Origin of the sequence: Gordonia sp. 135, from assembly GCF_009720185.1 — a bacterium.
GTDB classification, from domain to species: Bacteria; Actinomycetota; Actinomycetes; order Mycobacteriales; family Mycobacteriaceae; genus Gordonia; species Gordonia alkanivorans.
Genome location: NZ_CP046257.1, coordinates 715914 through 738867, shown reverse-complemented (window position 1 = coordinate 738867; position 22954 = coordinate 715914). Strand labels below are relative to the sequence as shown.

The 22954-nt window shown below is 67.3% G+C and carries 22 protein-coding genes and 1 pseudogene; 7 read left to right on the top strand and 16 right to left on the bottom strand.

Annotation, left to right across the window (positions count from 1 at the left end; all coding sequences use genetic code 11):
- Positions 1 to 72: 72 nt before the first annotated feature.
- Positions 73 to 705: a hypothetical protein gene (locus GKZ92_RS03405; protein ID WP_075862800.1), complete on the top strand. Its 633-nt coding sequence runs from the start codon at positions 73 to 75 to the stop codon at positions 703 to 705.
- Positions 706 to 720: 15 nt separating this feature from the next.
- Here the strand turns inward: GKZ92_RS03405 and GKZ92_RS03400 are convergent, their stop codons facing one another.
- The 5 genes from GKZ92_RS03400 to GKZ92_RS03380 form a co-directional block, all read right to left on the bottom strand.
- A complete protein-coding gene (locus GKZ92_RS03400; protein ID WP_035752027.1) occupies positions 721 to 1899 on the bottom strand; it encodes a hypothetical protein in 1179 nt (392 codons plus the stop codon).
- Positions 1896 to 2771, bottom strand: coding sequence for a carbon-nitrogen hydrolase family protein (locus tag GKZ92_RS03395; protein ID WP_035752029.1), 876 nt, complete (start codon positions 2769 to 2771; stop codon positions 1896 to 1898). The genes GKZ92_RS03400 and GKZ92_RS03395 overlap by 4 nt, the downstream gene beginning before the upstream one ends.
- A 24-nt stretch (positions 2772 to 2795) precedes the next feature.
- Positions 2796 to 3488, bottom strand: a complete 693-nt coding sequence (locus GKZ92_RS03390; protein ID WP_230461890.1) for a class I SAM-dependent methyltransferase — start codon at positions 3486 to 3488, stop codon at positions 2796 to 2798.
- 107 nt (positions 3489 to 3595) lie between these two features.
- Positions 3596 to 4105, bottom strand: coding sequence for a DUF2505 domain-containing protein (locus GKZ92_RS03385; RefSeq protein WP_006358344.1), 510 nt, complete (start codon positions 4103 to 4105; stop codon positions 3596 to 3598).
- 10 nt (positions 4106 to 4115) lie between these two features.
- Positions 4116 to 4622, bottom strand: a complete 507-nt coding sequence (locus GKZ92_RS03380) for a DUF2505 domain-containing protein (protein WP_006358343.1) — start codon at positions 4620 to 4622, stop codon at positions 4116 to 4118.
- Between the two features lie 38 nt (positions 4623 to 4660).
- Between GKZ92_RS03380 and GKZ92_RS03375 the strand changes: the two genes are divergently transcribed.
- Positions 4661 to 5782 carry a UDP-N-acetylmuramate dehydrogenase gene (locus GKZ92_RS03375; RefSeq protein ID WP_006358342.1) on the top strand — a complete coding sequence of 374 codons (1122 nt, stop codon included), beginning with the start codon at positions 4661 to 4663 and terminating at the stop codon, positions 5780 to 5782.
- A gap of 21 nt (positions 5783 to 5803) precedes the next feature.
- Here the strand turns inward: GKZ92_RS03375 and GKZ92_RS03370 are convergent, their stop codons facing one another.
- The 6 genes from GKZ92_RS03370 to GKZ92_RS03345 all read right to left on the bottom strand — a co-directional run bounded on the left by GKZ92_RS03370 (position 5804) and on the right by GKZ92_RS03345 (position 11277).
- Entirely contained in the window at positions 5804 to 6898 is a 1095-nt protein-coding gene (locus tag GKZ92_RS03370; RefSeq protein ID WP_035752122.1) for an alpha/beta fold hydrolase, read from the bottom strand.
- Between the two features lie 60 nt (positions 6899 to 6958).
- Positions 6959 to 7786, bottom strand: coding sequence for a MerR family transcriptional regulator (locus GKZ92_RS03365; RefSeq protein ID WP_006358340.1), 828 nt, complete (start codon positions 7784 to 7786; stop codon positions 6959 to 6961).
- A 6-nt stretch (positions 7787 to 7792) separates the two neighbouring features.
- Complete coding sequence (locus tag GKZ92_RS03360; protein ID WP_005200278.1) at positions 7793 to 8116, bottom strand: DUF2516 family protein; 324 nt, start codon at positions 8114 to 8116, stop codon at positions 7793 to 7795.
- A gap of 71 nt (positions 8117 to 8187) precedes the next feature.
- A complete protein-coding gene (locus GKZ92_RS03355) occupies positions 8188 to 9273 on the bottom strand; it encodes a hypothetical protein (protein ID WP_006358339.1) in 1086 nt (361 codons plus the stop codon).
- Between the two features lie 14 nt (positions 9274 to 9287).
- The gene (locus tag GKZ92_RS03350; RefSeq protein ID WP_006358338.1) at positions 9288 to 9821 is read right to left on the bottom strand and encodes a helix-turn-helix domain-containing protein; all 534 of its coding nucleotides are present in this window, start codon (positions 9819 to 9821) and stop codon (positions 9288 to 9290) included.
- Positions 9822 to 9936: 115 nt separating this feature from the next.
- Positions 9937 to 11277, bottom strand: coding sequence for a DUF445 domain-containing protein (locus GKZ92_RS03345; protein WP_006358337.1), 1341 nt, complete (start codon positions 11275 to 11277; stop codon positions 9937 to 9939).
- Positions 11278 to 11318: 41 nt separating this feature from the next.
- Here GKZ92_RS03345 and GKZ92_RS03340 point away from each other — a divergent pair, with 41 nt between their 5' ends.
- The 4 genes from GKZ92_RS03340 to GKZ92_RS03325 all read left to right on the top strand — a co-directional run bounded on the left by GKZ92_RS03340 (position 11319) and on the right by GKZ92_RS03325 (position 14925).
- Positions 11319 to 12119 (top strand): TetR/AcrR family transcriptional regulator, encoded by an 801-nt coding sequence (locus tag GKZ92_RS03340; RefSeq protein WP_187346472.1) that lies wholly within the window; start codon positions 11319 to 11321, stop codon positions 12117 to 12119.
- Positions 12116 to 12943 (top strand): SDR family NAD(P)-dependent oxidoreductase, encoded by an 828-nt coding sequence (locus GKZ92_RS03335; protein ID WP_006358335.1) that lies wholly within the window; start codon positions 12116 to 12118, stop codon positions 12941 to 12943. Before GKZ92_RS03340 ends, GKZ92_RS03335 begins: the two co-directional genes overlap by 4 nt.
- Entirely contained in the window at positions 12940 to 13791 is an 852-nt protein-coding gene (locus GKZ92_RS03330) for a polyphosphate kinase 2 family protein (RefSeq protein ID WP_006358334.1), read from the top strand. Before GKZ92_RS03335 ends, GKZ92_RS03330 begins: the two co-directional genes overlap by 4 nt.
- 180 nt (positions 13792 to 13971) lie before the next feature.
- Complete coding sequence (locus tag GKZ92_RS03325) at positions 13972 to 14925, top strand: hypothetical protein (RefSeq protein ID WP_035752124.1); 954 nt, start codon at positions 13972 to 13974, stop codon at positions 14923 to 14925.
- A gap of 168 nt (positions 14926 to 15093) precedes the next feature.
- On the opposite strand, the gene GKZ92_RS03320 is transcribed toward GKZ92_RS03325, so the two are convergent.
- The 4 genes from GKZ92_RS03320 to GKZ92_RS03305 all read right to left on the bottom strand — a co-directional run bounded on the left by GKZ92_RS03320 (position 15094) and on the right by GKZ92_RS03305 (position 19690).
- Entirely contained in the window at positions 15094 to 15876 is a 783-nt protein-coding gene (locus GKZ92_RS03320) for a hypothetical protein (protein ID WP_006358332.1), read from the bottom strand.
- Between the two features lie 252 nt (positions 15877 to 16128).
- Positions 16129 to 17016, bottom strand: coding sequence for a 3-hydroxybutyryl-CoA dehydrogenase (locus GKZ92_RS03315; protein ID WP_155224982.1), 888 nt, complete (start codon positions 17014 to 17016; stop codon positions 16129 to 16131).
- 163 nt (positions 17017 to 17179) lie between these two features.
- Positions 17180 to 18475: an isocitrate lyase gene (gene aceA / locus GKZ92_RS03310; protein WP_005200301.1), complete on the bottom strand. Its 1296-nt coding sequence runs from the start codon at positions 18473 to 18475 to the stop codon at positions 17180 to 17182.
- Between the two features lie 471 nt (positions 18476 to 18946).
- Positions 18947 to 19690, bottom strand: coding sequence for a hypothetical protein (locus GKZ92_RS03305; RefSeq protein ID WP_006358330.1), 744 nt, complete (start codon positions 19688 to 19690; stop codon positions 18947 to 18949).
- 93 nt (positions 19691 to 19783) lie between these two features.
- Here GKZ92_RS03305 and ramB point away from each other — a divergent pair, with 93 nt between their 5' ends.
- Entirely contained in the window at positions 19784 to 21214 is a 1431-nt protein-coding gene (gene ramB, locus GKZ92_RS03300; protein WP_006358329.1) for an acetate metabolism transcriptional regulator RamB, read from the top strand.
- A gap of 3 nt (positions 21215 to 21217) precedes the next feature.
- On the opposite strand, the pseudogene GKZ92_RS03295 reads toward ramB, so the two are convergent.
- Positions 21218 to 22629: pseudogene (locus tag GKZ92_RS03295) on the bottom strand (lipase family protein).
- Positions 22630 to 22954: the final 325 nt, after the last annotated feature.

Genomic DNA, 22954 nt, shown 5'->3' with positions numbered 1-22954 from the left:
CGACGTCTCGCCCACCGCCCCAACGCGGCGGAGGAACACCTCACCGTTTCGCCGATGTGCTGATATGTAGCGGTGACGCAAGGCATCCAGGCAGCCCGAAACGGCTCTCGCCCGCTGACGGAGTCCGATCGGGAAAGTGCACTCGACCTGCTCGAGAACGGTCTGCGTGAAACCCCGATGTATCAGTGGCTACTCGGTGACGATGCACCTACCGAGGCCTATCGGTGGTACGGCGAAGTCCTCGTCGCCGAGAATTTCCACGGACTCCGAGGTGTATTCGACGGGACCGGCACCCTGATCGCGCTGATCGCACTCTCTTATCCGACCCGTCCGGCCGGAGGTGTCGACGACGAACTCATGGCACGAATTCGTCATTTCGTCGGAGCACTCGACGGATTCGCCGATCGATTCACCGAATTGCGTCGGACTCAGAAAGACGCCGTGACCGACGGTCGCGCGATCGAGATCCTCTTCGCGCTCGTGCATCCCGGACATCGACGCGGCGGCACGCTGGCCGGCCTCCTCGACGAGGTGATCGAGATGGGACGCCGGGATGATCTACCGGTGGTCGCCGGGACCGCCGACGCCACCATGTCGGAGGTCTACGTCCGCCGATGGGACGCGCCGGTCCGCGGCGAGTTCACGCTCACCGGCGGGCCGACGGTGTGGATTCACCGCATCGACCCGCCCGGAGAACGCCGATAGCCGAGCGACCATCGATCAGACCGAGCAACTCGATTGTTCGTTCCCGGTCATCTCGTTGGTCAGCTGGACGTCCGAGCCGCTGATCGCGAACTCGAGACCCGTGTCGGTGACCTTCAGCTGATCGACCCGGACCTCGTCGAAGAACGGCCCGAGCGCCGAGGTGGTGACCTGGTCGACGATCTGCTGTGCGAAGTCCGGCGGGATGCCGAACACCAGCGCGCTGGCCTTGACGACCTCGAAGTCGACCCGGCCGTCGGTGAGGACGGGCTTGATCGTCGCCGACACCGGAACCGCGAAGAACATCACCGGAAAGGCCGCCTGCACCTCGAAGGTGCCGTCGGCCGCATTGCCGGTGATCTCCTCGACCGAGCCGACCGGGCTCGCGCCGTTGCCGGTGCTCTGGCCGCCGGCACCGGCGGGAGCGCTTTCCTTGCTGAGTTCGACGATCCGCTCGTAGGGGATGAAGCCGTCGCCGTTGAGGGTGCGGATGTCGGTGCTGCTGCTGTTCCCGGAGATGCCGTCGGCCCGCATGTGCAGACGCACACCGTCGGCATCGGCACCGTCCTTGGTGTCGACCTGGACGTACGGAACGTCGCCACTGCCCTGCAGGATGATCGGCTTGCGGCTCAGCGACACCGAGGTGGGCACGCCGGTGAGACCGCTGAACGACTCCTCGAGGCAGTTCGTCACCTTGTTGCGCAGATAGAGCTCGCTGCCGACCGCGCCGATGACCACGAGCAGCAGCACGGCGATGGCGCTCAGCGCCACGATCTTCTTGGTGCTGCGGCTCTTTCGCGGCGAGGTCAGCACCGGACCGCTGCCCGGCGTCGCCAGGGGTGCGCTCGAGTCGTCGTGGTAGGGCGTCTCCCCGGGCGCGAACTGCGCGGTGCCCGGCCGGCCGGGCCCGCCGCTCAGGTCGGAGGTGTCGGCCTCCGAGGGCGGCACGTTCGAATACGCCTGCGCCCCGGGCGCGATCGGAGTCGTGGGGAACTGTTCGGTCTCCCCCGACTCGGGAACGTCTGTACCGGTGGAGGGCTCGACTGGCTCAGCGGACCTGGTGGGGTCGGCGTCCTCCACCGGACGCCAGTCGTCGCCGGTGGATTCGGTGTGATCGGTGGGTCCTGCGGATTCGGTGGGATCGTGCGACTCACCCTGGTCTCGGGGGCCACCACCGGGAATTTTGCTGTCGCTCATGGATTCCGTCCTCGGTCGTCGGACTCTCGAAGCCGTTCGCCGGTGGGTGCGACCTTGCTGGACACCGCACCGCCGGCAGGCAGCTCTCGCTCGTTGGCGAGGACCGCCAGTTGTTTACGAGCCTTCTCGACCAGTGCCAGGTCGAGGTCGTGGACATCGACACCGACCCTCTCCGGGTACGCGGCGACCACGGTACCGAAGGGGTCTGTGATTTGGCTGTGTCCGATCCCGGTCGGGGCCCCCGACCCGGCGACCGCCTCATCCGGGGGAAGTGCCTGCCCCACGGCGACGACGAACGTCGTCGAATCCAGTGCCCTGGCCGTCGCGAGCACCTTCCACTGATGGATCTTGCCAGGCCCGGCACCCCAGGACGTCGGCACGACGACGATCTGCGCGCCACGTCGGGCGAGGTTCGTGAACAGTGCGGGGAACCTGATGTCGTAACAGGTGGCCACCCCCACGGTGACCCCGTCGACCTCGAAGGTCAGCGGTTCCGAACCGGCCGCGACGGTCTTGGACTCCTGAAACCCGAAGGCGTCGTACAGGTGCAGTTTGTCGTATCCCTGACGCGACCCGTCGGGGTGTGCGACGAGCACCGTGTTGAACACGCGGCCGTCGTCCGACGGGGTGAACATCCCGGCCACCACGGTCACGCCGGCCGACGCCGCCACCTCCGACACCGCCCTCGCCCACGGCCCGTCGAGATCCTCCGCCACCGGCTTCAACGGAACGCCGAACCGGCACATGGTCGCCTCCGGGAACACGACCAGGCGCGCCCCGCGCGATGCGGCGTCCTGCGTCGCCGCGCGTAGGGTCACCAGGTTCTCGCTCGGATCGTCGGTCGAACTGATCTGAGCCATCGCCACACGCATAGCCGCCACAGTAGTGCCCGCGGTCTAGGGGGCGACGGCTTCCCACGGGACAGTCAGCACGTTGTCCGACATCCGACGGCGGGTGACGACACAGTCGACGCCGCGTTCGCGCAGCAGGTCCTGGGCGTGACGCCAGCGGACGCGTGGCCCGTACGGCGCCAGCGGGGCGGCGATGTCCCAGCACTGGTCGGCGAGGGTCAGCAGGTCGTGGATCTTCTCGCCCGGCACATTGCGATGGATGAGCGCCTTCGGCAGTCGTTCGGCGAGATCGGATGGGCGCTCGGAGTGTTCGGGAGCCCAGCAGAGCGTCAGGCTGACCGGCCCCGCGACGTCGAGCAGCACCCACGTACAGCGTCGGCCGATCTCGTCGCAGGTGCCCTCGACGATCACCCCGCCCGGCGACAGAGCCGCACGCAGCCGCGACCACGCGGCGTCGACCTCGGTCTCGTCGTACTGCCGCAGGACGTTGAAGGCGCGCACCACCCGGGGACGCAGGCCCGCCATCTCGAAGCCGCCGACCGCGAACCGCACACCGTCGCGCGGGTCGACGACGCGGGCCGGGTCGATCTCGAGTCCCACCATCTCCAGGTCGGGGGCTACGCGGCGGAGCCGGCCGGCCATCTCGACGGTGGTGTCGGGGCGTGCGCCGTAGCCGAGGTCGACGACCAGCGGACGGGCGACATCGAGGGCCGCGATCACGGCCGGTTCATGAGCCATCCACCGATCCACCCGACGGAGACGGTTGATGTTGGTCGTTCCGCGCGTCACCCGGCCGATCGGACTGTTCGACGGCCGTCGCCCGGACTGCTGTCCGGGGGTGCGACTCACAAGTTCTTGTCGATCCAGTCCTTGGCGTACTCGGCCTCGGCCCGGAACAGATCGACCAGGTTGATGAGGATCATCTGCTCGAGCTTGCCGTTGACGAACGGGACGAAGACCTTCGCCTCACTGGTCCGGCGGATCGTGCAGCCGTCGTCGGTGGGGAACAGTTCCTGCCAGCCGTTGAGGCTGCCCGGACCCGCGGGGATCGACGCGTTGTAGGTGCCCTTGGTGTGGTCCGGGTCGAACGGACCGAGGGTCTCCTCACGCGTGATGACCATGTCCTTCATCATCACCGTCTGCGCGAGCGGGGGCAGCTGGTCGCGACCGATCGTCTGCCTGAGGACGACCTTGACCCCGTTCTCGTCGGAGGTGAAGGAGGCGACCTCGCAGTGCGGCGAGATCATCTGGAATCCCGCCATCATGTCGTCCCAGTACTGCTTGATGCTGTGCGCTTGGTAGAGCTTCTCCGCAGGGTGGGTGTAGCGAGCGGAGTAGCTGAGCCGTCGTGCCATGACGACCAGGCTACGTCAGCGGATTTCCCGACTCCCAATCGACGGTGTGCCCACACTCGTGATCGAGCAGGCCGACCAGCTCGCTGACCACGGCCTTCTCGATCTTCCCACCGAACATCGGCAGGTTCACCGACACCTCGGCGGAGCAGTCACTGGTCGCCGGATCGCCGGCGGTGGTGATGGTCCCGTACACGTTCACCGGCACCGGGGCGCCCTCGACCGTGGCGTGGATCTCACCCTCGATCCGGTCTCCGACCAGCCGAAATGTGTTCTTCCGCGGAATCCGGAGGTCGCCGGGCATGATCTTGGTGACCGCCGACGGGAGCTTCTCCGAGGGGATGCCCTGACTCATCTCGACGGACACGGTGTCGCCCGCGATGTTCACCTTCTCGACGTGGCCGTGACCGGAGTTCATCCGCTCCACCAGATCGTGCCAGTACTGCTCAGTGGTGTAGAGCGCCCAGAGCCGTTCGGTGGAGAACGGGTAGGACACCGAGTGCTGCAGCTTGCTCGCCATGAGGAGAACGCTACCGTTCGCCGGTTACCGTTGAACGCGTGACCGACACGCAGACGCCGCTGAGCGCGCCCCTCGCCGAGCTGACCACCCTGCGTCTGGGCGGCCCGGCCCGCGAGATCGTGCGCTGCCCGGACACGCGCAGCATCGTCGAGACCATCCAGGAGCTCGACGAACGGTCCGAACCCGTGCTGGTGATCGGCGGCGGGTCCAACCTCGTCATCGGCGACGCCGGCTTCGACGGCACCGCCGTCGTGCTGGCGAGCAGCCGCATCGAGTTCGGCTCGGGCCGCGAGTCGGGTCGTCCGCATGTCGTCGCCGACGCCGGCGTGGGCTGGGACGACCTGGTCGCCGCGACCGTGGAGGCGGGTTTCGGAGGGTTGGAGTGCCTGTCGGGGATTCCGGGCGCGGCCGGTGCGACGCCGGTGCAGAACGTCGGGGCCTACGGAGTCGAGGTCGCCGACATCCTGCGGTCGGTCCAGGTCCTCGACCGCCGGTCGGGCACCCTGCGGTGGGTCTCCCCCGCCGAGCTCGGACTCGGCTACCGCACCAGCAATCTGAAGCACCGCAACGATTTCGTGGTGGTCGCGGTGTCCTTCTGGCTCAACGACGATCGCGCGAGCCAGCCGATCCGGTACCGCGAGCTGGCCACGACGGTCGGTGTCGAGCCCGGCGACCGCGTCGACGCCGTCACCGCCCGCGAGGCGGTGCTCGGACTGCGTCGCGGCAAGGGCATGGTCCTCGACCCCGACGACTTCGACACCTGGAGTGCCGGTTCGTTCTTCACCAACCCGATCGTCGACGGCGAGGACGCCCCCGCGGTCCTGGAACGCATCGCGGCGAGGGTCGGCGACGACGTGGCGATCCCGTCCTACCCGGCCGGCCCGCAGCCGAACACGGGCGACTCCCCGAACGCCGACGCCCCCACCGCGATCAAACTGTCGGCGGGGTGGCTCATCGAACGGGCCGGCTTCGGACGCGGCTACCCGTCCGCCGACGCCCCGGTCCGCTTGTCCACGAAACACACTCTGGCGCTGACCAATCGGGGTGCGGCTACCACCGAACAGCTGCTGACGCTCGCGCGCGAGGTCCGCGACGGCGTTCTCGACACCTTCGGCGTCACCCTGCGACCCGAGCCGGTCTTCGTCAACTGCGCGCTGTGACGCCGGGTCGGATGTCGCGACTCAGCTGACCCGCTGCTCGGCTCGCGAGACCTCGGCCACCAGGTCGTCGAGCATTTCGTTGAACCGCTCCGCGGCCTCGATGCTCGTCATGTGGCCGACGCCTTGGTAGACGACCAGATCACGCAGCGAACCATTGCGCCGCAACACCTCTGCCATCTGTTCGGCATGAGTGCGCGGGGTCAGCCGGTCCTCGGTGCCGACGACCACGGTCGTGGGCACCGACAGCGCGGCCAGCCCCGGCGTGACGTCGAGTTTGCCCATCGCCGAACCCCAGCCGGCCCGTGCGCGCGGGGGGCAGGCTCCGATCATCTCGTCGACGAAGTCGACGTGCGCCTTGCGCGCGTGGGGTCCCAGTGCGATGTAATGCGAGATGCGAACGCCGTAGGGAGTCTTGGGGATCGGCACCGGCATCGAGGTGAACGCCTTGGCCACCACGGGCGCGAACGGCCGCGCATACGCGGGCAGATCAACCGGGACGAGGGTGTGGTTCTCCAGGACGCCCTTCGCTGCGGTCGAGACGAGCACCACGGCCGAGACCCGCGAGCCGACCTTCTCCGGGTACTGCCCCGCCCACGACATGATGGTCATCCCGCCCATGCTGTGCCCCACCAGGATTGCGCGCCGGCCGGCGGGCACGGCTGCCTCGAGCACAGCGTCGAGATCCTGTCCGAGCATCGCGATGGTCGGACGCCGGAGGCCTCGCTCACTGAGTCCGTGACCACGCTGGTCGTAGACGACCACGCGTCGGCGACCGCCCTCGGAGGAGGCGAGGTGATTGATCTGCGGATACCAATACGCGGTGTTGCAGGTCCAACCGTGAACCATGACGATGACGTCACCGTCGTCGTCCGCTGCGTCGTCGGAGCCGTAGATCTCGACATTGAGGACGGTCCCGTCGGAACTGCGGACCGGCAGCCGGTGCGGCGCCGAGTCGGGCGCGGTGAGCAGGTCGTCGGGACCGTCGTCGACCGCGAGTTCGGCGCGCAGCGCACTTCGGGCGATACCGGCGAGCACGGTGCCCACGCCGACCCCGACCACGCCCGCACCGATCACGGTCGCGATTCCCCCGACGTTCACCAACGACCTCTTGTTCACCGGCACTCCTCCAGCCTCGGACGGGTCGTCCGCAAGGGAGACCCGAGGGGGGCGCCGCGTTCAGCGCCCCGTGTCGGTGTTCAATGTACCAATATCCGTTGTCTCATAGCCGGGGTCAGGCTGGTCACCGGACGAATTCGGCGTCGTGGAGTCAGGTTCGTCATCCCCGGTGGTGGCATCGAAGTAGGTCGCCGCCCGCCCGATCGCCTGGGAGATCTGCTCGTCGAGGGCCCGGCGGAACGTCGTCTCGACGATCTCGTGCGCCATCGGACGAACCGTCTGGATCAGGTCAGCCATCTCGCTCACGCCGGCCTCGCCCAGGTCGGGAAGGTTCTCGTCGAAATACTTGTCGGTGATGATCGACACAAAGCTCGACGCCACGTCCTCGAGATCGTCCTGGACACGAACCCACCGGTCGAGGAGGAACTCCAGGTCGACACCGGCCTTCACCAGGACCTCGGCACCCTCGAGGAGCTCGGGGTTGCGGATCGCATAGTGCGTGCCGTCCTTGGCCAGCAGACCCAGCTTCTGACTGAGCGCGATGGACCTGTCCGACGCGTTGAGCGTCTTCTTCAGCTCGGCGATGGTGATCGTCGCGGCGCGCTTGAAGTTGCGGAATCGACCGCCCTTCGGCGACCCGCGCAGGATCTGTTCGACGCGCATGCCGTGGTGGGCGGCGTGCAGCAACTCGCTGATCGTCGCGAACGTGTACCCGCGTTCGAGCATGCGGGAGATGAGGTTCAGGCGGACCAGGTGCTGGTCGGAATACCAGCCCGCACGGCCGCGGATGGTGGGTGGCGGAAGCAGTCCGCGGTCCTGGTAGACCCGGATGTTGCGAACGCTGACCCCCGACGCCTCGGCGAGGTCGTTGATCCGATACTCCGCCACGATGCCTCAGGCCTTTTTGCTGAACCAGGACTTGCCCTGGATGTCGTCCACACGTTTGCGCACGTCGACCAGGTACACGAGCATCGCGACCACGCCGATGATGCCCAGGAAGCTCACCGCGCCGAAGAACCAGATGAACAGCGACGCGGCGGCCAGGATCGCAACCCAGATCACCTTGCTCTGCCGGTCGACCGCAGGGAAGGCATCGGGCCGCTGAATGGCCGCGTGGATCAACGCGACGACCGCCGCGATCCCCGCGACCACAGTCAGGACCAACATGATCAGACTCTGCCCGTAGGCCAACACGCTGAAGACGTCCACGCCGAACACTCTAGTCCCGTGCGCCCCGATTGCCGCAGCAGCCCACGACGCCACGCGCGGGCGGAACGTGCGCCGAGGGATCAGTCGGCGCGGGGAGTGGCCTTCTTGGCAGCAGTTTTCTTGGCGGGAGCCTTCTTCGCGGCCGTCTTCTTCGCTGCGGTCGTCTTCTTCGCCGCGGTCGCCTTGTTCGCCGCTGCGGCCTTCTTCGCCGCGGGTGTCTTCTTCGCAGCCGCCTTGGTCGGTGTGGCCTTCGTCGCCTTGGCGGGGGTGGTCTTGCGGGCCGGGGCCTTCTTGGCCGCGGCGCGTTCGGCGGCGCCCTTCACCGCGGCGGCCTTCTTCGCCGGCGCCTTCTTCGCGGGAGCCTTCTTGGCCGGGGTCGTCTTGGCGGGGGCCTTCTTCGTTGCCGCCTTCTCGGCCGGTGCCTTCTTCGCGGGTGCCTTGTCCGCGGCAGCCTTCGCGGGAGGGGTCGCCTTGGCGGGGGCCTTCTTCGCCGGAGCCGGCGCCGCAGCGACCGCCCGCACCGGAGCGTCGGCGCTGGCGTCGCGGATCGTGCCGTCGGGTCCGCTGCCGTCGGCCAGCCCGGCCAGGCGCAGCGCCCGCTCACCAACCGCGCGAGTCTGCTCGGAGATCGTCCCCAGCGCCTCCTCGGTGAGACCGACCGCGTCGCTGTAGACCTTCTCGAGCTTCGGCAGGTTCTCCCCGACGACCGGCTGCGACAAGAGCTTCCCGACGGCCTCGTCACGCCGTTCCGACAGGGACGTCAGCAGCCCGGCCGCGACGGCGAGATAGGCCTCGGCGACCTTGCGGAGCTCCTCCGGGGAGAACCGGGCGCGCAATTCCTCGATCTCGCTGGGCAATTCGACCGGAAGCGTCGACAGCTTCGACTTCGCCTCCTCGAAGAGCGCCAACGCGGTCGCGAGCGCCTCGTCGATCCTCGCCTGGGCGTCGTCCCGGGAACCCGTGATCTTCGCCTGCGTCGAGCCGACGGTCTCGACCAACTTCGACTGGGTGGTCTCGACAGTCTCGGCGAGCCTCGACTGGGTGGTTTCGACGGTCTCGGCGAGCTTGGACTGGGCCTGTTCGCTCGCCGCCTCCCCGCGCTGCCGGACCTCGGCCAGCAAGGCGGCCACCTGTCCCACGGCTGTCGTCAACGGGTTCTCGCTCATTCAGCTCTCCTGCCTCAGTTCTCTCGGAACTCGTCTTTCTCGGAACCAGTCGAGGAGATCGCGTTCTCCTTGCGGAAGGACTCGTAGATCTCCAGCAACATCTGTTTCTGACGCTCGTTGATCGAGTCATCTGCGATAAGAGCATCACGGACCGGGCTCGCGGGGCGTTCTTCGAGAATTCCTGCGCGCACGTACAACACTTCCGCAGACACCCGTAGGCCCTTGGCGATCTGGGCGAGGACGTCCGCGGAGGGTTTCCGGAGGCCTCGCTCGATCTGACTGAGGTACGGATTGCTGACCCCGGCACGTTCGGAGAGCTGCCGGAGCGAGACCTTTGCGGCCACTCGCTGGGACCGGATGAAAGCACCGATGTCCTGCGCCGCGTTCGCCACCGCGTCCTGCGCGGCCGTCGCGACGGCCTCCACGGCCTCGACCGCCATCGCCGTCGTGCCGTCGCCGTCGTCGGACGCATGATCCGCGGAGTCGACGGACTCGGCCTCGCCGTTCACGACGGCGTCGACGGAAGCCTCGTCCTTGTCGCGCTTCATCACGCTCCGTTCCAGGGGTGGATCATCTCTACCGAGTATCGACGTCGCTGCTAGCACGTGCAAGCACACAGCTAATCCGGGCGTCGGATCGTGGGCGGATCACCGGGATTCGACGTCAGTGGAAGATCAGCACCGACGTCGTGTGGATGACCAGGCCGGCGAGCGCACCGACCACGGTGCCGTTGATCCGGATGAACTGCAGATCGCGTCCCACCTGCAGTTCGATCTTGCGGCTGGTGTCGTCGGCGTCCCAACCGCGCACGGTCTCGGTGATGACCGAGATGATCTCCTGCGAGTAGTTCGCGGCGATGTGGTGCGCGACCCGCGCGACCCAGCCGTTCATCTTCTCCTGCAGCGGACGGTCGTCGCGAATCCTGGTGGCGAGCTGGATGATCGAGTCCGACAGGGTGTTCCGCAGCGTGCTGTTGGGGTCGTCGAGCATCTGCTCGATGACGGCCTTGCCGGTCTTCCAGGCGGTCGACGCCGCGCCGGTGACCTCGTCGCGACCCACCAGTTCCATCTTGATCGCCTCGAACTTCTCGATCATCTCGGGATCGTTCTGCAGGTCGTCGGCGAACTTCTCCACGAATTCGTGCATGGCCCGGCGCAATTCGTGGTCGGGGTCGGAGCGCACCTTGTAGGTGAACTCGACGAGCTCCCGGTGGATCTTGTCGCCGACGAGTGTGTTGACGAACTTCGGCGTCCACTGCGGGCCGTCGCGGTCGACGAGGCGGTCGATGAGGTCCTGGCTGCCGATCGCCCATTCGTGCGCGCGATCGCACAGCATCTGGAAGACCGGTTCGAGGCGGTCCTCGGCGATGAGCTGTTCCAGGATGCGGCCCGTCGGGGGTGCCCACTGGGGTTCGGCGACCCACTTCAGTGCGGCCTGGATGAGCTGTTCGACGTCCTCGTCGCGGAGCATCTCCGACGCGAGCTGGATCGCGCGCGCCGCTTCGCCGGAGATCCGCGGCGCGTTGCGCGGATCGGCGACCCACGTCGACAACCGTCGCGGCAGATCGATCTGCTGTGCGCGGTAGACGACGACCTCGGGCGTCATGAAGTTCTCTTCGATGAAGCCGCCCAGCTGGTCGCCGATGTCGTCCTTCTTCTTGCGGATCAGGGCGGTGTGCGGGATCGGGATACCCAGCGGATGCCGGAAGAGAGCCGTCACCGCGAACCAGTCGGCCAGCGCGCCGACCATGCCGGCCTCGGATGCGGCCTGCACATAGCCGACCCACGCGGCGACGTCGGCGCCGTCGCGGTGCTCGAGGTAGCGGGTGAAGAGGTAGACCACCGCCGCGAAGACCAGGAAGCCGGTCGCGACCGCCTTCATCCTGCGGAGATCCCTGCGTCGGCCGGCATCCCCGGCGCTGTCCCCTCCGAATCCAGGGGCGGACGGCGCATCGGGCTTGCCCTCGGGCTGCCCGGCGACTCCTTCGATCACTCTCGATGCCATGGCACCAGTGTCACCCATCAACCGACTACGCTGGCGTCGTGATGGCCAACCGCCCCAATCCCGCAGCTGCTGCGCGTGCAGCGATGGCGGCTGCGGCCAACGTGACGCGCGGCCTCGAACAGGTTCTGACCACGGTCACCGAGACCGGCGCCAAACCGGACGGCCGCAAGCAGCGCTGGGAGAAGCACAAGCTCGCCCGACGCACCGAGCTGACCGACGGCGTCATCACCGCTGTCCGCGAGCTCGGCGCCGACGTCGGGATGGACGAGATCGCCGCCCACATCGGTGTCTCCAAGACCGTTCTCTACCGGTACTTCACCGACAAGAGCGACCTCGGGGTCGCGACCACCGTGCGCTTCTTCGAGAACACGATCTGGCCGCGACTGACGGAGGCGCTCTCCGACGACGTCGACGAGTACACGCTCACCCACACGATCATCGGTGTGTACGTCCACGCGGTCGACGACGAACCCAACCTGTACCGCTTCGCACTCGCCAGCTCGCCGACCTCGTCGCCGGCTCCCGCCGACTCGGTACGCCTGGTGTCGCAGCTGGTCATGAGCAGCATCGTGATGCGCATGACCGAGCGCGGCGCGGACACCACCGGCGCCGAGCTGTGGTCGCACGCTCTCGTCGGCGGTATCCAGCACGTCGTCGACTGGTGGATGACCAGCCGCACGCTCGACGCCGACCAGGTCGTCGACTACCTGACGATGATGGTGTGGAGCGCGGTCGTGGGCGTCGCCGCCGTCGACGGCTCGCGCGAGGCCTTCCTCGCCTCTCCCCCGCCGCTGACCGAACCAGCACGCGAGGCGCCGTCCGACGCGACAGGCGGCTCATGAGCCGGGTCGCGCTGGTGACCGGCGGTAGCCGGGGCGTCGGCCAGGGCGTCGCCCGTTCGCTCGTCGACGACGGCTGGACCACCTACGTCACCTCACGTCACGGCACCGGACCGGAGGGCGCCATCGCCCTTGCGTGCGACCACACCGACGACGCCGCGGTGGCCGCGGTGTTCGACGAGATCGCCTCTTCCAGTGGGCAACTCGACCTCCTCGTCAACAACGCGTGGGCGGCGCCGAAGGGATTCGGCGGGTTCTCGGACCCGTTCTGGAAGCGCCCGGTCGACGACTGGGACACCCTGATCGGCGTGGGTCTGCGTGCCCACTACGTGGCCTCGGTGCATGCGGCGCAGCTGATGACCGAGGCCGGTCGGGGTCTGATCACGAACATCTCGTCGTTCGGTTCCCGCGGCCATCTGCATTCGGTGCTGTACGGGATGAGCAAGACGGCGCTGGACAAGATGGCCGCGGACATGGCCGTCGAGCTGAAGGGCACCGGGGTCAGCGCGATCTCGTTGTGGCTGGGCCTGATCCGCACCGAGCTACTGCTGTCGCTCGGCCTCGACGAGTTCGCCGGTTTCTCGCTGCAACGAGCCGAGGACCCGGAGTTCGTGGGTCGCGTGATCTCCCGCCTCGCGCAGGACCCCGACCTCGCCGCGCACAGCGGCCACACCCTCGTCACCGCCGAACTGGGCGCCCGCTACGGGATCGTCAACAACGATGGCACACCACCGGATTCGCATCGCGGCGCATTCGGCGGCGGGCCGCTGTTCCCGCCGGCGATCGAGACCGATCAAGCAGTGGAGCCACGAGAGGACGAGTCATGAGGAACGGTTGGTCCATTCCCGCCGCCGGAGCCCTCCGCGCAGGTGCGGTCGGGCCGATCGCCTCCTTCGACCCCGGATCGACGCCCGGGTTCGACGGTGACAAGATCTCCGGCGCAGAGCTTCTCGTGAAACGCGGTGAGGAGCTGGCCGGCCTCCAGGAGTTGCTGTACGCCAACGGCCGTGCCGGCGACCACCGGTCGGTACTGCTGGTCCTGCAGGGCATGGACACCGCGGGCAAGGGCGGCATCGTCCGGCACGTGGGAGGTCTCCTCGACCCACAGGGGTTGTCCATCAAGGGATTCGGGAAGCCGACGCCGGAAGAGTTGCAGCACGACTTCCTGTGGCGCATCAACAAGGCGCTCCCGCCCGCCGGCCGGATCGGGATCTTCGACCGGTCGCACTACGAGGACGTCCTGCCCGTACGGGTACACAACCTCGTCCCGAAGTCGGAGTGGGAGAAGCGCTACGATCTCATCAACCAGTTCGAGTCCGAACTGGTCGCCAACGGCACCACGATCATCAAGTGCTGCCTGGTGGTGTCCAAGGACGAGCAGAAGGCACGTCTCGCCGAACGTCTCGACCGTCCGGACAAGTACTGGAAGTTCAACCCGGGTGACATCGACGAGCGCGCCCACTGGGACGCCTACCTCGAGGCCTACCAGGACGTTTTCGACCTGACCGACAAGGACTCGGCACCCTGGTTCGTGATCCCCGCGAACCGGAAGTGGTTCGCCCGCCTCGCTGTCTGCGAGCTGCTCACCACCGCACTCGCCGGCCTCGATCTCGACTGGCCGAAAGCGGATTTCGACGTCGAGGCCGAGAAGAAGCGGCTCGCCGCCAGCGACTGAACGTCGCGAAAAGAGCCACTCCCGCGTGAGCGCTTCGTCGCCGCGGGAGGAGTTCCTTTGCGCGGGCGCCAGCCGATAAGCGGGAGGGCAGGGGTACGGCGGGAGGGAAACGGACACGCGGCGGGAAGGCGATGAGATCGGTGGGAGCCGAAATGCGTTTCGGTGCGTCAAAGAAGGATGATGGCCTTCCCAATCGATCAGTACGGTCTCGTCAGGAGAGCCGCAGCGCTCGACGCCGCGATCTCCGACAACGAGCTCGCGGCCGCCGTCCGCCGCCGCGAACTCATACGTCTCGTGCCAGGCGTGTTCGTACCGGCATCGACACAGTTCGTCGGACATGAGGGCGCCCAACGGTTACACCGGTTCAAAGCGATCGCGGTTGCGACCAACTGCGACGCCGGTGCGCAGGCAATGCCGCTGAGTCATGCGTCGGCTGCCGCCGTCCACGGACTCCCACTCCTCAAACCGGACATCGAGTCCGTGCACGTCGTGAACGGGAAGAAGTCGGGTGGATTCATCCAGGGGCACCGCCACGTCCACGCAGCACCATTCGGTGACGACGACATCGTCGAGGTCGACGGCATGCTGGTCACGACCCTCGAACGCACCGCGGTCGATGTCGCAACGAGCGGCACTTTCGCCCAGTCGCTGGCCGCATTCGATCAGGCCCTGCGTACCGGCGCGAACGCCGAAAAGCTCGCACATACCCTGGCGGATCGTCGACGCCGAGGTGTCCGCACCGCCCGACGGGCGTTGCGACTCGCCGACCCCCTGTCCGAGAACGTGGCCGAATCCTGGAGTCGCGCGCAGATGATCGAGGCGGGGTTGCCGATACCGAGACTCCAGCACGAGTTCCGCGGCCGTCGCGGCACCTACTATTCGGACTTCGACTGGGACGAGCGGCTCATCGGCGAGTTCGACGGGATGGTCAAGTACGGCCGGCTGCGCAAACCCGGAACCACCGTCGAAGATGCCGTGATGCGGGAGAAGCGTCGTGAGGATGACCTGCGCGCTCTCGGTGCCATCGTCGTCCGATGGACGTGGACGGATCTCAAGAAGGGTGCGGTGGTGGGGATGCTTCGTCCGTGGCTGGAAAGTCTGAAGCTGCTGTCGTCGAGGACCATTCCCGCGTGACTGTTTCCTTGCCGCCGGCCCGATTCCCTCGCGCTTATCGGCTGGCGCCCGCGGGAGGTAGTCCTCCCCGCGGGAAGGAATCCAGCCCGCGCGGGGGAAACACCCGAGCGCACACACGACGACGCCCCCGCCGGACAGCGGGGGCGTCGTAGTGACTTGCGCGAGTGCTTACTTCGCGGTGGTCGCCTTCTTGGCCGGAGCCTTCTTGGCGGGCGACTTCTTGGCCGGGACCTTCTTCACCGGGGGAACCGACTCGTCCTTGGCCTCGGCGACCTTCTTGGCCGGCGATGCCTGGGCGGTGCGGGCCTTGGCCTCGACAGTGCCTGCGGCGCCGTCGATCTCCTTGGCCGCGTCGTCGGCCTGCTCCTTGATGTCGCCGCCGATCTCTTCGATGGCGACGGCGACGTCCTCGACCTCTTCGCTCACGCGACCGGCCAGCTTGGCGGCGCGCTCACCGACGAGGCGGGTCTGCGAGGACACGACGCCGAGGGCGTCTTCGGTGATGTCGACCGCGTCGTTGTAGACCTTCTCCACACGGGACAGGTTCTCCTGGACGACCGGCTTCTTGCGCAGGCGCTCGAGGGTGGCCTCGCCACGCTCGGCGAGCGTGTTGTAGAAGTCGGTGGCCTTCTCGACGTACGGGTCGGCCAGCTTCTTGAGCTCGTCGGCGGTCAGCTTGCCGCGGAGTTCGTCGATCTCGGTGGGAACTTCCTCGGAGAGCGACTCGATGCGGGTCTTGGCCTCATCGAAGCGGCTCTGAGCCGTCTCGGGCAGGTCGGTGATGAGGGCCTTGGTCTCGGTGTAGCGAGCCTCGAGACGCGTCTGGGCGGTCTCGGCGGCGGCCTCGGTGCGCTCACGGAGCTCGGTGAGCTTCTCGGTGACCTGCGTGAAGGCATAGTCACCGGCGCCGACTGCGGCGTAGAGGGGGGCGTAGTTACGGGTGGTGGTCACGAGTGACTCCTTCTGTTGGCACCAATCGCGCTGCAGCACATGCGGTCTCGCCGATCTCGGCATCATTGCCGGGCGCATGTCGGTTTGTCGTCGGTTCGACCCGATGTCCGGTGTCGCAAGCCGCCATGATCTTCCGGCTCGTCACCGCGCGAGATTAGGGAACCGCGGCGCCATCGGTATTGGTGTTTCCGAAGTCCAGTATCCACGCCGTGCTAGCAAATGCAAGCATTCTGCTAACACCTGTGTCTCAGCTCACCTTTTGCCGGCGAGAACCCGCTCGTACTCATAGAAGCCGTGACCGGCCTTCTTGCCGAGACGGCCCGAGGTGACCATCTGCACCAGCAGCGGGGGCGGCGCGTAGAGCGGCTCGTCGAACTCCTCGTGCATCTTGTCGGCAATGGCCTTGACGGTGTCGAGACCCACCAGGTCGGCGAGCTTCAGCGGCCCCATCGGATGGGCGCAACCGAGCATCATGGCCCTGTCGATGTCCTCGACCGTCGAGAATCTGCTCTCCACCATGCGGATCGCGGAGAGCAGATAGGGAACGAGCAGGGCGTTGACGACGAAGCCCGAGCGGTCGGCGGAACGGATCACCTGCTTGCCGAGGACGTCGTGCGCAAAGGTTTCGGCCCGCGCGGTCACCTCGGGAGCGGTCACCGGCGTGGTGACGAGCTCGACCAGAGGGAGCACGGGTACGGGATTGAAGAAGTGGAGGCCGATCACGCGGGCGGCGCTCTGAGTCGCCGTGGCCAGCTTCATGATCGCGATGGAGGATGTGTTCGACGCGAGGACCGCGTGCGGATCGTCGACGATCTTGTCGAGGTCGGTGAAGATCGCGGTCTTGACGGCCTCGTCCTCGACGACGGCCTCGCAGACCAGCTGACGGTCGGCGAAGTCGTTCAAATCCGAGGTGAAGGTGAGTCGGTCGGCCACCTGGTCGCGTTCGCGTTCGGTCAGTTTGCCGCTCGACACTCCCCGATCGAGCGAACTCAGGATGCGGGCGCGCCCCGCGGAGAGGAGATCGCGGGTGGATTCGTAGACCAGTACGTCGGCTTGGGCCCGGGCACACACCTCGGCGATCCCGGCGCCCATCTGTCCGGCTCCGACGATGCCGACTCGGGTGATCTTCTGGCTTGTCATGTCAGATCCTCCGGGAAACGCCTATGTGACAACTGATCTCGTAAGAACACGGGTAACTCCCGGGGTACGACCAAAGCCCTTGATACGCCAGCAGGCGGCCCGCAGCGAAAGCCGCGGACCGCCTGAAGGGGTTCGCCAAAGTTCCGGGCAGGCGGAATAGCTCCTAGTGGAACTGGCCCTCTTCGGTCGAGCCCTTGAGAGCTGCGGTCGAGGTGTTCGGGTCGACGGTGGTGGCGATGCTGTCGAAGTACCCGGCGCCGACCTCACGCTGGTGCTTGACGGCGGTGAAGCCACGCTCGTCGGCTGCCTTGAACTCGCGGTTCTGCAGGTCGACGAAGGCGGTCATCTGCTCGCGGGCGTAACCGTAGGCAAGGTCGAACATGCCGTAGTTGAGCGAGTGGAAGCCGGCCAGGGTGATGAACTGGAAGGTGAAGCCCATGGCGCCCAGCTCGTTCTGGAACTTGGCGATGGTGCTGTCGTCGAGGTGCTTGCTCCAGTTGAACGACGGGCTGCAGTTGTAGGACAGCAGCTGGTCGGGGTACTCGGCCTTGACGGCCTCGGCGAACTTGCGAGCCAGCTCGAGATCCGGGGTACCGGTCTCCATCCAGATCATGTCGGCGTACGGAGCGTAGGACTTCGCACGCTCGATGCACGGCTCGATGCCGTTCTTCACGTGGTAGTAGCCCTCGGCGGTGCGCTCACCGGTGACGAACTGCTTGTCGCGGTCGTCCACATCGGAGGTGATGAGGGTCGCGGCCTCGGCGTCGGTACGCGCGATGACGACGGTGGGGACACCGGCGACGTCGGCGGCCAGGCGGGCCGAGTTCAGGGTGCGGATGTGCTGCTGGGTCGGGATGAGCACCTTGCCACCGAGGTGGCCGCACTTCTTCTCCGAGGCGAGCTGATCCTCCCAGTGGGTACCGGCAGCACCCGCGGCGATCATGGCCTTCTGGAGCTCGTAGACGTTGAGAGCGCCACCGAAGCCGGCCTCACCATCGGCGACGATCGGCACGACCCAGTTGTCGACCGAGTCGTCACCCTCGACGCGGGCGATCTCGTCGGCGCGGAGCAGCGCGTTGTTGATGCGACGAACAACGTTGGGAACCGAGTTCGCCGGGTACAGCGACTGGTCGGGGTAGGTGTGGCCGGACAGGTTGGCGTCACCGGCGACCTGCCAACCCGACAGGTACACGGCCTTCAGGCCGGCGCGGACCTGCTGCACGGCCTGGTTGCCGGTGAGGGCGCCGAGAGCGTTGATGTAGGAACCGTCACCCTTGGTCACGCCGTCCCACAGGATCTCGGCGCCACGGCGGGCGAGGGTGTGCTCCTCGACGACCGAACCCTGGAGCTGAGCGACCTGCTCGGCGGTGTAGTCGCGCTTGATGCCCTTCCAGCGGGGGTTGGTGTCCCAGTCCTGCTGGATCTCCGCGGCGGTGCGGGGCTTTCCGACGTTGCTCATTGGCTACTTCGCTTTCGTTGTCCTGCTCGTCCCGACCGGGTCGGATCGGGGCGACCGGCCCGGCGCGCCGCCGAGGCCTGGAGTGCTGACCGGCATCCCTCGTGAACCCCGAGAGCTTTACACTCGCGCGTCCGGCGGCGGTGTCGGCCGGATTTGCGAACTCTTGGGCTTCCGTCTGTGGTGCCTGCAGCAAGGGTGCCACAGGACAAACCCGCAGGTCCAACCCTCAGCGAGTGCAAATCCGGGTTATTTTTTGACGAGGGTTTGCAAATTCTGCAAATCTTGTCGTGTGAAAACCCCCGCGGTCCGTCGAAAAAAGTACGCGCGTACTGGGATTTCCTACTCAGGAGTACAGCACACTCCCCGGCCGCGATGCGAGGTATCGAGGAGACCGCGCTCGGCGCAGACCGGGCACGGAGTGACGACATTCACACCGCGCAGACGGCCGGATGAGCCCTTCGAGGGGCTCGATCAGGGGACGGTGACGCGGCCGATCGCGTCGCCGAAGAGCTCCGCCATGGCAGCGGAGTCGACCGGTTCGGTCGGGTCCGTGGGCGGATCGGCGGCCGGGGTCGCAGCGCCCGACACCGTCAGCTGGACGGTGACCGGACCCGACGCCGGTCGGTCCAGGGCGGCGTATCCGGCGAAGCCGACCTGGCGTCGGACCCCGCCGTCGGGAAGCGTGGTGGTGACCTCGGACCGCGTCAGCAGCATCTGCTCGCCTGCACCGAGCCCGCCGTCGATCTCGGGTGGCGCGATCTCGGTGTACTCGGTGACGACGCGACTGCCGGCGAGGTTACCGGTGGTGATCTCGGTGGTCGTGCGCGCACAGCGTCCGGTGGTGGCGAGCCGGTCCGCGTCGATGTCGCGCCGCGCCTTCGTGACCAGCTCGACGAGCACCCCGCTGCCACCTCGACCGGCGAGGACCGCCGAGTTGTCCGCGGTCAGCTCTCCGTTGAGGTCCGCGTCGGCGGTCGGGACGCAGTACTCAGGGGTGACGCGGGTGGTGCGCGCGGCGTCGATACCCGCCCGGTTCCCGGCGACCAGGTCGCTGACGGACAGCGCCTCGGCGGCGAATCCCGGCGGCAGGTCGGATGTCGGGAGCAGCAGGTCGGACGGTGTGCGCGGCGCAGGCGCCCCGGCCGACCCGGTCGAGCACCCGACGCTCGCGATCATCCCGGTCACCAGCACGAACGTCGCGGCCGTCACCCGCATCGGGGTGCGGAGTCGGCCGTGGGGTGAGCGCACGCGGCCACCGTACCCTGAAGGGGATCATCGATCTGGCATCCCCTGTTCCGGAGGTGACGAGTGAGCAGGACCTACGTCGGATCTCGGCTGCGCCAGTTGCGCTCCGAGCGCGGACTGTCGCAGGTGGCCCTCGCACAGACGCTGTCGATCTCCGCGTCGTATCTCAACCAGATCGAGCACGACGCCCGACCGCTCACGACCTCGGTGCTGCGCAAGATCACCGAGGCGTTCGGCGTGGACGCCGGGTTCTTCGACTCCCAGGACGACCTCCGACTCGTCGCCGAACTGCGTGAGGTGCTGCTCGACGACGACATCGAGGCCGCGCCGGGCGCGCATGACGCCTCGCAGATCAGCACGATGGTCGCTGCACATCCGGAGATCGCGCAGGCGATGGTCAACCTCCACCGGCGCTACCGGATCGCGACCGACCAGCTCGCCGCGGCCACCGACGAACGCGGCGACCGCAGCATGCGCGGCACGATCAGTGCGCCGCACGAGGAGGTGCGCGACTACTTCTATCAGCGCCGCAACTACATCCACGAGCTCGACATCGCCGCCGAGGAGATGACGAACCGGATGCGCATGCACTCCGCGGACATCCGGCGCGAGATCATGAACCGCATCGAGAACGTGCACGGGATCAGCATCGTGCGCCGCGTCGACCTCGGCGACTACACCCTGCATCGCCTGAACGCCGAGGAGCGCAGGCTCGAGTTCTCCGCCGCCCTCTCCGCCGGACAGCGAACCTTCAAACTCGCCAGCGAGCTCTGCTACCTCGAGTACCACGACCTGCTCGACGAACTCGTCGACCAGGGCAACTTCACCAGCGAGGACGCCCGATCGCTGGCGCTGCTCGGACTGGCGAACTACTTCGCCGCGGCCGTCGTCCTCCCTTACAGCCAGTTCCACGGCGCCGCAGAGGATTTCCGCTACGACATCGAGCGACTGTCGGCGTTCTACGCGGTCTCCTACGAGACGATCTGCCACCGGCTCTCGACCCTGCAACGCCCCAACCTGCGCGGCATCCCCTGGTCGTTCGTGCGCGTCGACCGTGCCGGGAACATGTCGAAACGTCAGTCCGCCACCGGTTTCCACTTCTCCTCCAGTGGCGGCACCTGCCCGCTGTGGAACGTCTACGAGACATTCGCCTCGCCGGGCAAGATCCTCACCCAGATCGCCGAGATGCCCGACGGCCGCAACTACTTCTGGGTCGCACGGACCGTCGAACGACGGGCGGCGCGTTACGGACAACCCGGCAAGACCTTCGCCATCGGCATGGGATGCGAACTCCGCCATGCCGGCCGGGTGATCTACTCCGACGGCCTCGAGATCGGCCCGCAGGCGCACGTGACCCCGATCGGTGCGGGTTGCCGGGTCTGCGAGCGCACCAACTGTGCGCAGCGTGCGTTCCCGGCGCTGGGTGCGACGCTGCGCGTGAACGAGCACTCCTCCACGGTGTCGCCGTACATGGCGATCACCGAGACCCGGTGACGATCAGCGACATTCGTTCGTGGCGGGGATTCCCTGAAGTCGACGGTCGAGCCAGGTGGCCACGTCCGGGAACGAGGTGAACACCGCGGTGATGTGCTCGATCGGGTACTCGCGGTAGCTCGCGGTCGCACCGAGCTCGCACTGTTCCTCGAACAGTGCCCGCGCCTGGGCCGCGGGAATCCACCATTCATAGGCCCCGTGGTAGATGAACAGGGGCATCGTCGCCTTCTGCCCCGACATCGAGGTGACGTCGAAGATGTGCTCGGCGACCGGTGTATGGAACGGGTCGGGGTCGACCGAGAGCAACTGTGTGGGCATGTGGGAGATACCCAGTTTGCCCATGTCGCCGGTACACAGATCGCGCAAGGGGGACGTCGCGAGCCAGCGCGCGGCGTGGTTCGACATCTCCAGGATCTCGGGACGCTCCCGAGCCACGCCCAGCATCGCGGAGTGGTAGACCCCGGAGGCCAGGTTGGCGTTCATCGCGCCGGCCAGGGCCCGGTAGTCCGCCGGCACACCGCCGATGGCCGCGCCGACGAACCGTCCCGCCTGATCGGGCGCGTAGGAGGAGGCGAGTCTCGAGGCGGCATTGGTCGCGATCGCGCCGCCGGAGTACCCGTTCATGACGATCGGACCCCGGCCGAACTCTTTCGGGTCCAGCTTCGCGGCGGCCCGAACGGAATCGAGGACGACATGAGCGCCCACATACGGTTCGGCGTAGGCCATCCGGGCGCCGGTGTGGTCGGGCACGATCACCGCATATCCGCGGTCGAGCGCCAACTGCGTCAGCGGGGGGAACAGGTCGGTGCTGTTGGTGTCGTCGTTGTACCCGTGGGAGAACGTGTACCCCGGCGTACAGGTGGTTCCCAGTGCGACGATCGGCGTGTTGTTGATGACGACCGGTCGCGGCCCCGGACCCGTCCACTGCTTTCGCGGGACGAACAGGGTCGCCGTACCGAACAGCGGCCCGCCGGTGGCATCGGTGGTGCGGAACTTGACCTGCCGAGCCGAGCGCAAGGGCACCGTGACGAGAAAGCCGGCCACCGGAGTCACGTCCCGGGTCGCGATCAGGTCGCCGGGCTTGCGTCCGGCGAGGTCGGCGGGCCAGTGATCGAAGAATCGGTCGCCCACCGGCGACGGCATGACCGCCTCACGTAGTTCCTGCAGCTCACGGGAACCGCCTTCGATCCTCGACCGCTGCGGGATGCGCTTGAGTTTCTTGATCGGGGGCGGCGGCACCACCGCGTCGATCTCGCCCGGGATGTTCGGCTGGATGGCGGTCAGGTTCGGGGGCTCGGCACTCGCCACGGCGCCCGTCCCCACTCCCCGAGACCGGAGACCAGCGTGGCCGTGGCGACGCCGACGATCACCAACGCGCGCAGCGTCCGTGGTCGCCACCTGCCCATCGAACGCATCACCAACACTCCTGTCATGCGGGCGATTCCGGGTCAGCTCACCCCCGATGGTCAGCCCGACTCGCTCCTCCGGTCCGGATTCCGTCATGCTAAACGGCCGCACGGACTTCGGCAGGACACACCCTTGTTCACGCCGGAAAATCCGATCGTCCGGCTCATTGTGGATCACGGTTCGATCTCGAAGAAACGACCATCGGGGCGCCGGACATCGACACCTGGTCGCTCGTCCTAGTGTCGACCGCAGTGAGACGACGATGCACTCACACGCTGCGGAGGCACCCGATGGCGACAACCGCGAACGGTCGACGACACCGGAACGGTCGCC

Bases quoted from the DNA above. Each gene is read 5' to 3' on its own strand.
- GKZ92_RS03400 (WP_035752027.1), bottom strand. From the start codon at position 1,899: ATGAGCGACAGCAAAATTCCCGGTGGTGGCCCCCGAGACCAGGGTGAG.
- GKZ92_RS03395 (WP_035752029.1), bottom strand. From the start codon at position 2,771: ATGCGTGTGGCGATGGCTCAGATCAGTTCGACCGACGATCCGAGCGAG.
- GKZ92_RS03390 (WP_230461890.1), bottom strand. From the start codon at position 3,488: ATGGCTCATGAACCGGCCGTGATCGCGGCCCTCGATGTCGCCCGTCCG.
- GKZ92_RS03385 (WP_006358344.1), bottom strand. From the start codon at position 4,105: ATGGCACGACGGCTCAGCTACTCCGCTCGCTACACCCACCCTGCGGAG.
- GKZ92_RS03380 (WP_006358343.1), bottom strand. From the start codon at position 4,622: ATGGCGAGCAAGCTGCAGCACTCGGTGTCCTACCCGTTCTCCACCGAA.
- GKZ92_RS03355 (WP_006358339.1), bottom strand. From the start codon at position 9,273: ATGAGCGAGAACCCGTTGACGACAGCCGTGGGACAGGTGGCCGCCTTG.
- GKZ92_RS03350 (WP_006358338.1), bottom strand. From the start codon at position 9,821: ATGAAGCGCGACAAGGACGAGGCTTCCGTCGACGCCGTCGTGAACGGC.
- GKZ92_RS03345 (WP_006358337.1), bottom strand. From the start codon at position 11,277: ATGGCATCGAGAGTGATCGAAGGAGTCGCCGGGCAGCCCGAGGGCAAG.
- GKZ92_RS03340 (WP_187346472.1), top strand. From the start codon at position 11,319: ATGGCCAACCGCCCCAATCCCGCAGCTGCTGCGCGTGCAGCGATGGCG.
- GKZ92_RS03335 (WP_006358335.1), top strand. From the start codon at position 12,116: ATGAGCCGGGTCGCGCTGGTGACCGGCGGTAGCCGGGGCGTCGGCCAG.
- GKZ92_RS03330 (WP_006358334.1), top strand. From the start codon at position 12,940: ATGAGGAACGGTTGGTCCATTCCCGCCGCCGGAGCCCTCCGCGCAGGT.
- GKZ92_RS03325 (WP_035752124.1), top strand. From the start codon at position 13,972: ATGGCCTTCCCAATCGATCAGTACGGTCTCGTCAGGAGAGCCGCAGCG.
- GKZ92_RS03315 (WP_155224982.1), bottom strand. From the start codon at position 17,016: ATGACAAGCCAGAAGATCACCCGAGTCGGCATCGTCGGAGCCGGACAG.
- aceA (WP_005200301.1), bottom strand. From the start codon at position 18,475: ATGAGCAACGTCGGAAAGCCCCGCACCGCCGCGGAGATCCAGCAGGAC.
- GKZ92_RS03305 (WP_006358330.1), bottom strand. From the start codon at position 19,690: ATGCGGGTGACGGCCGCGACGTTCGTGCTGGTGACCGGGATGATCGCG.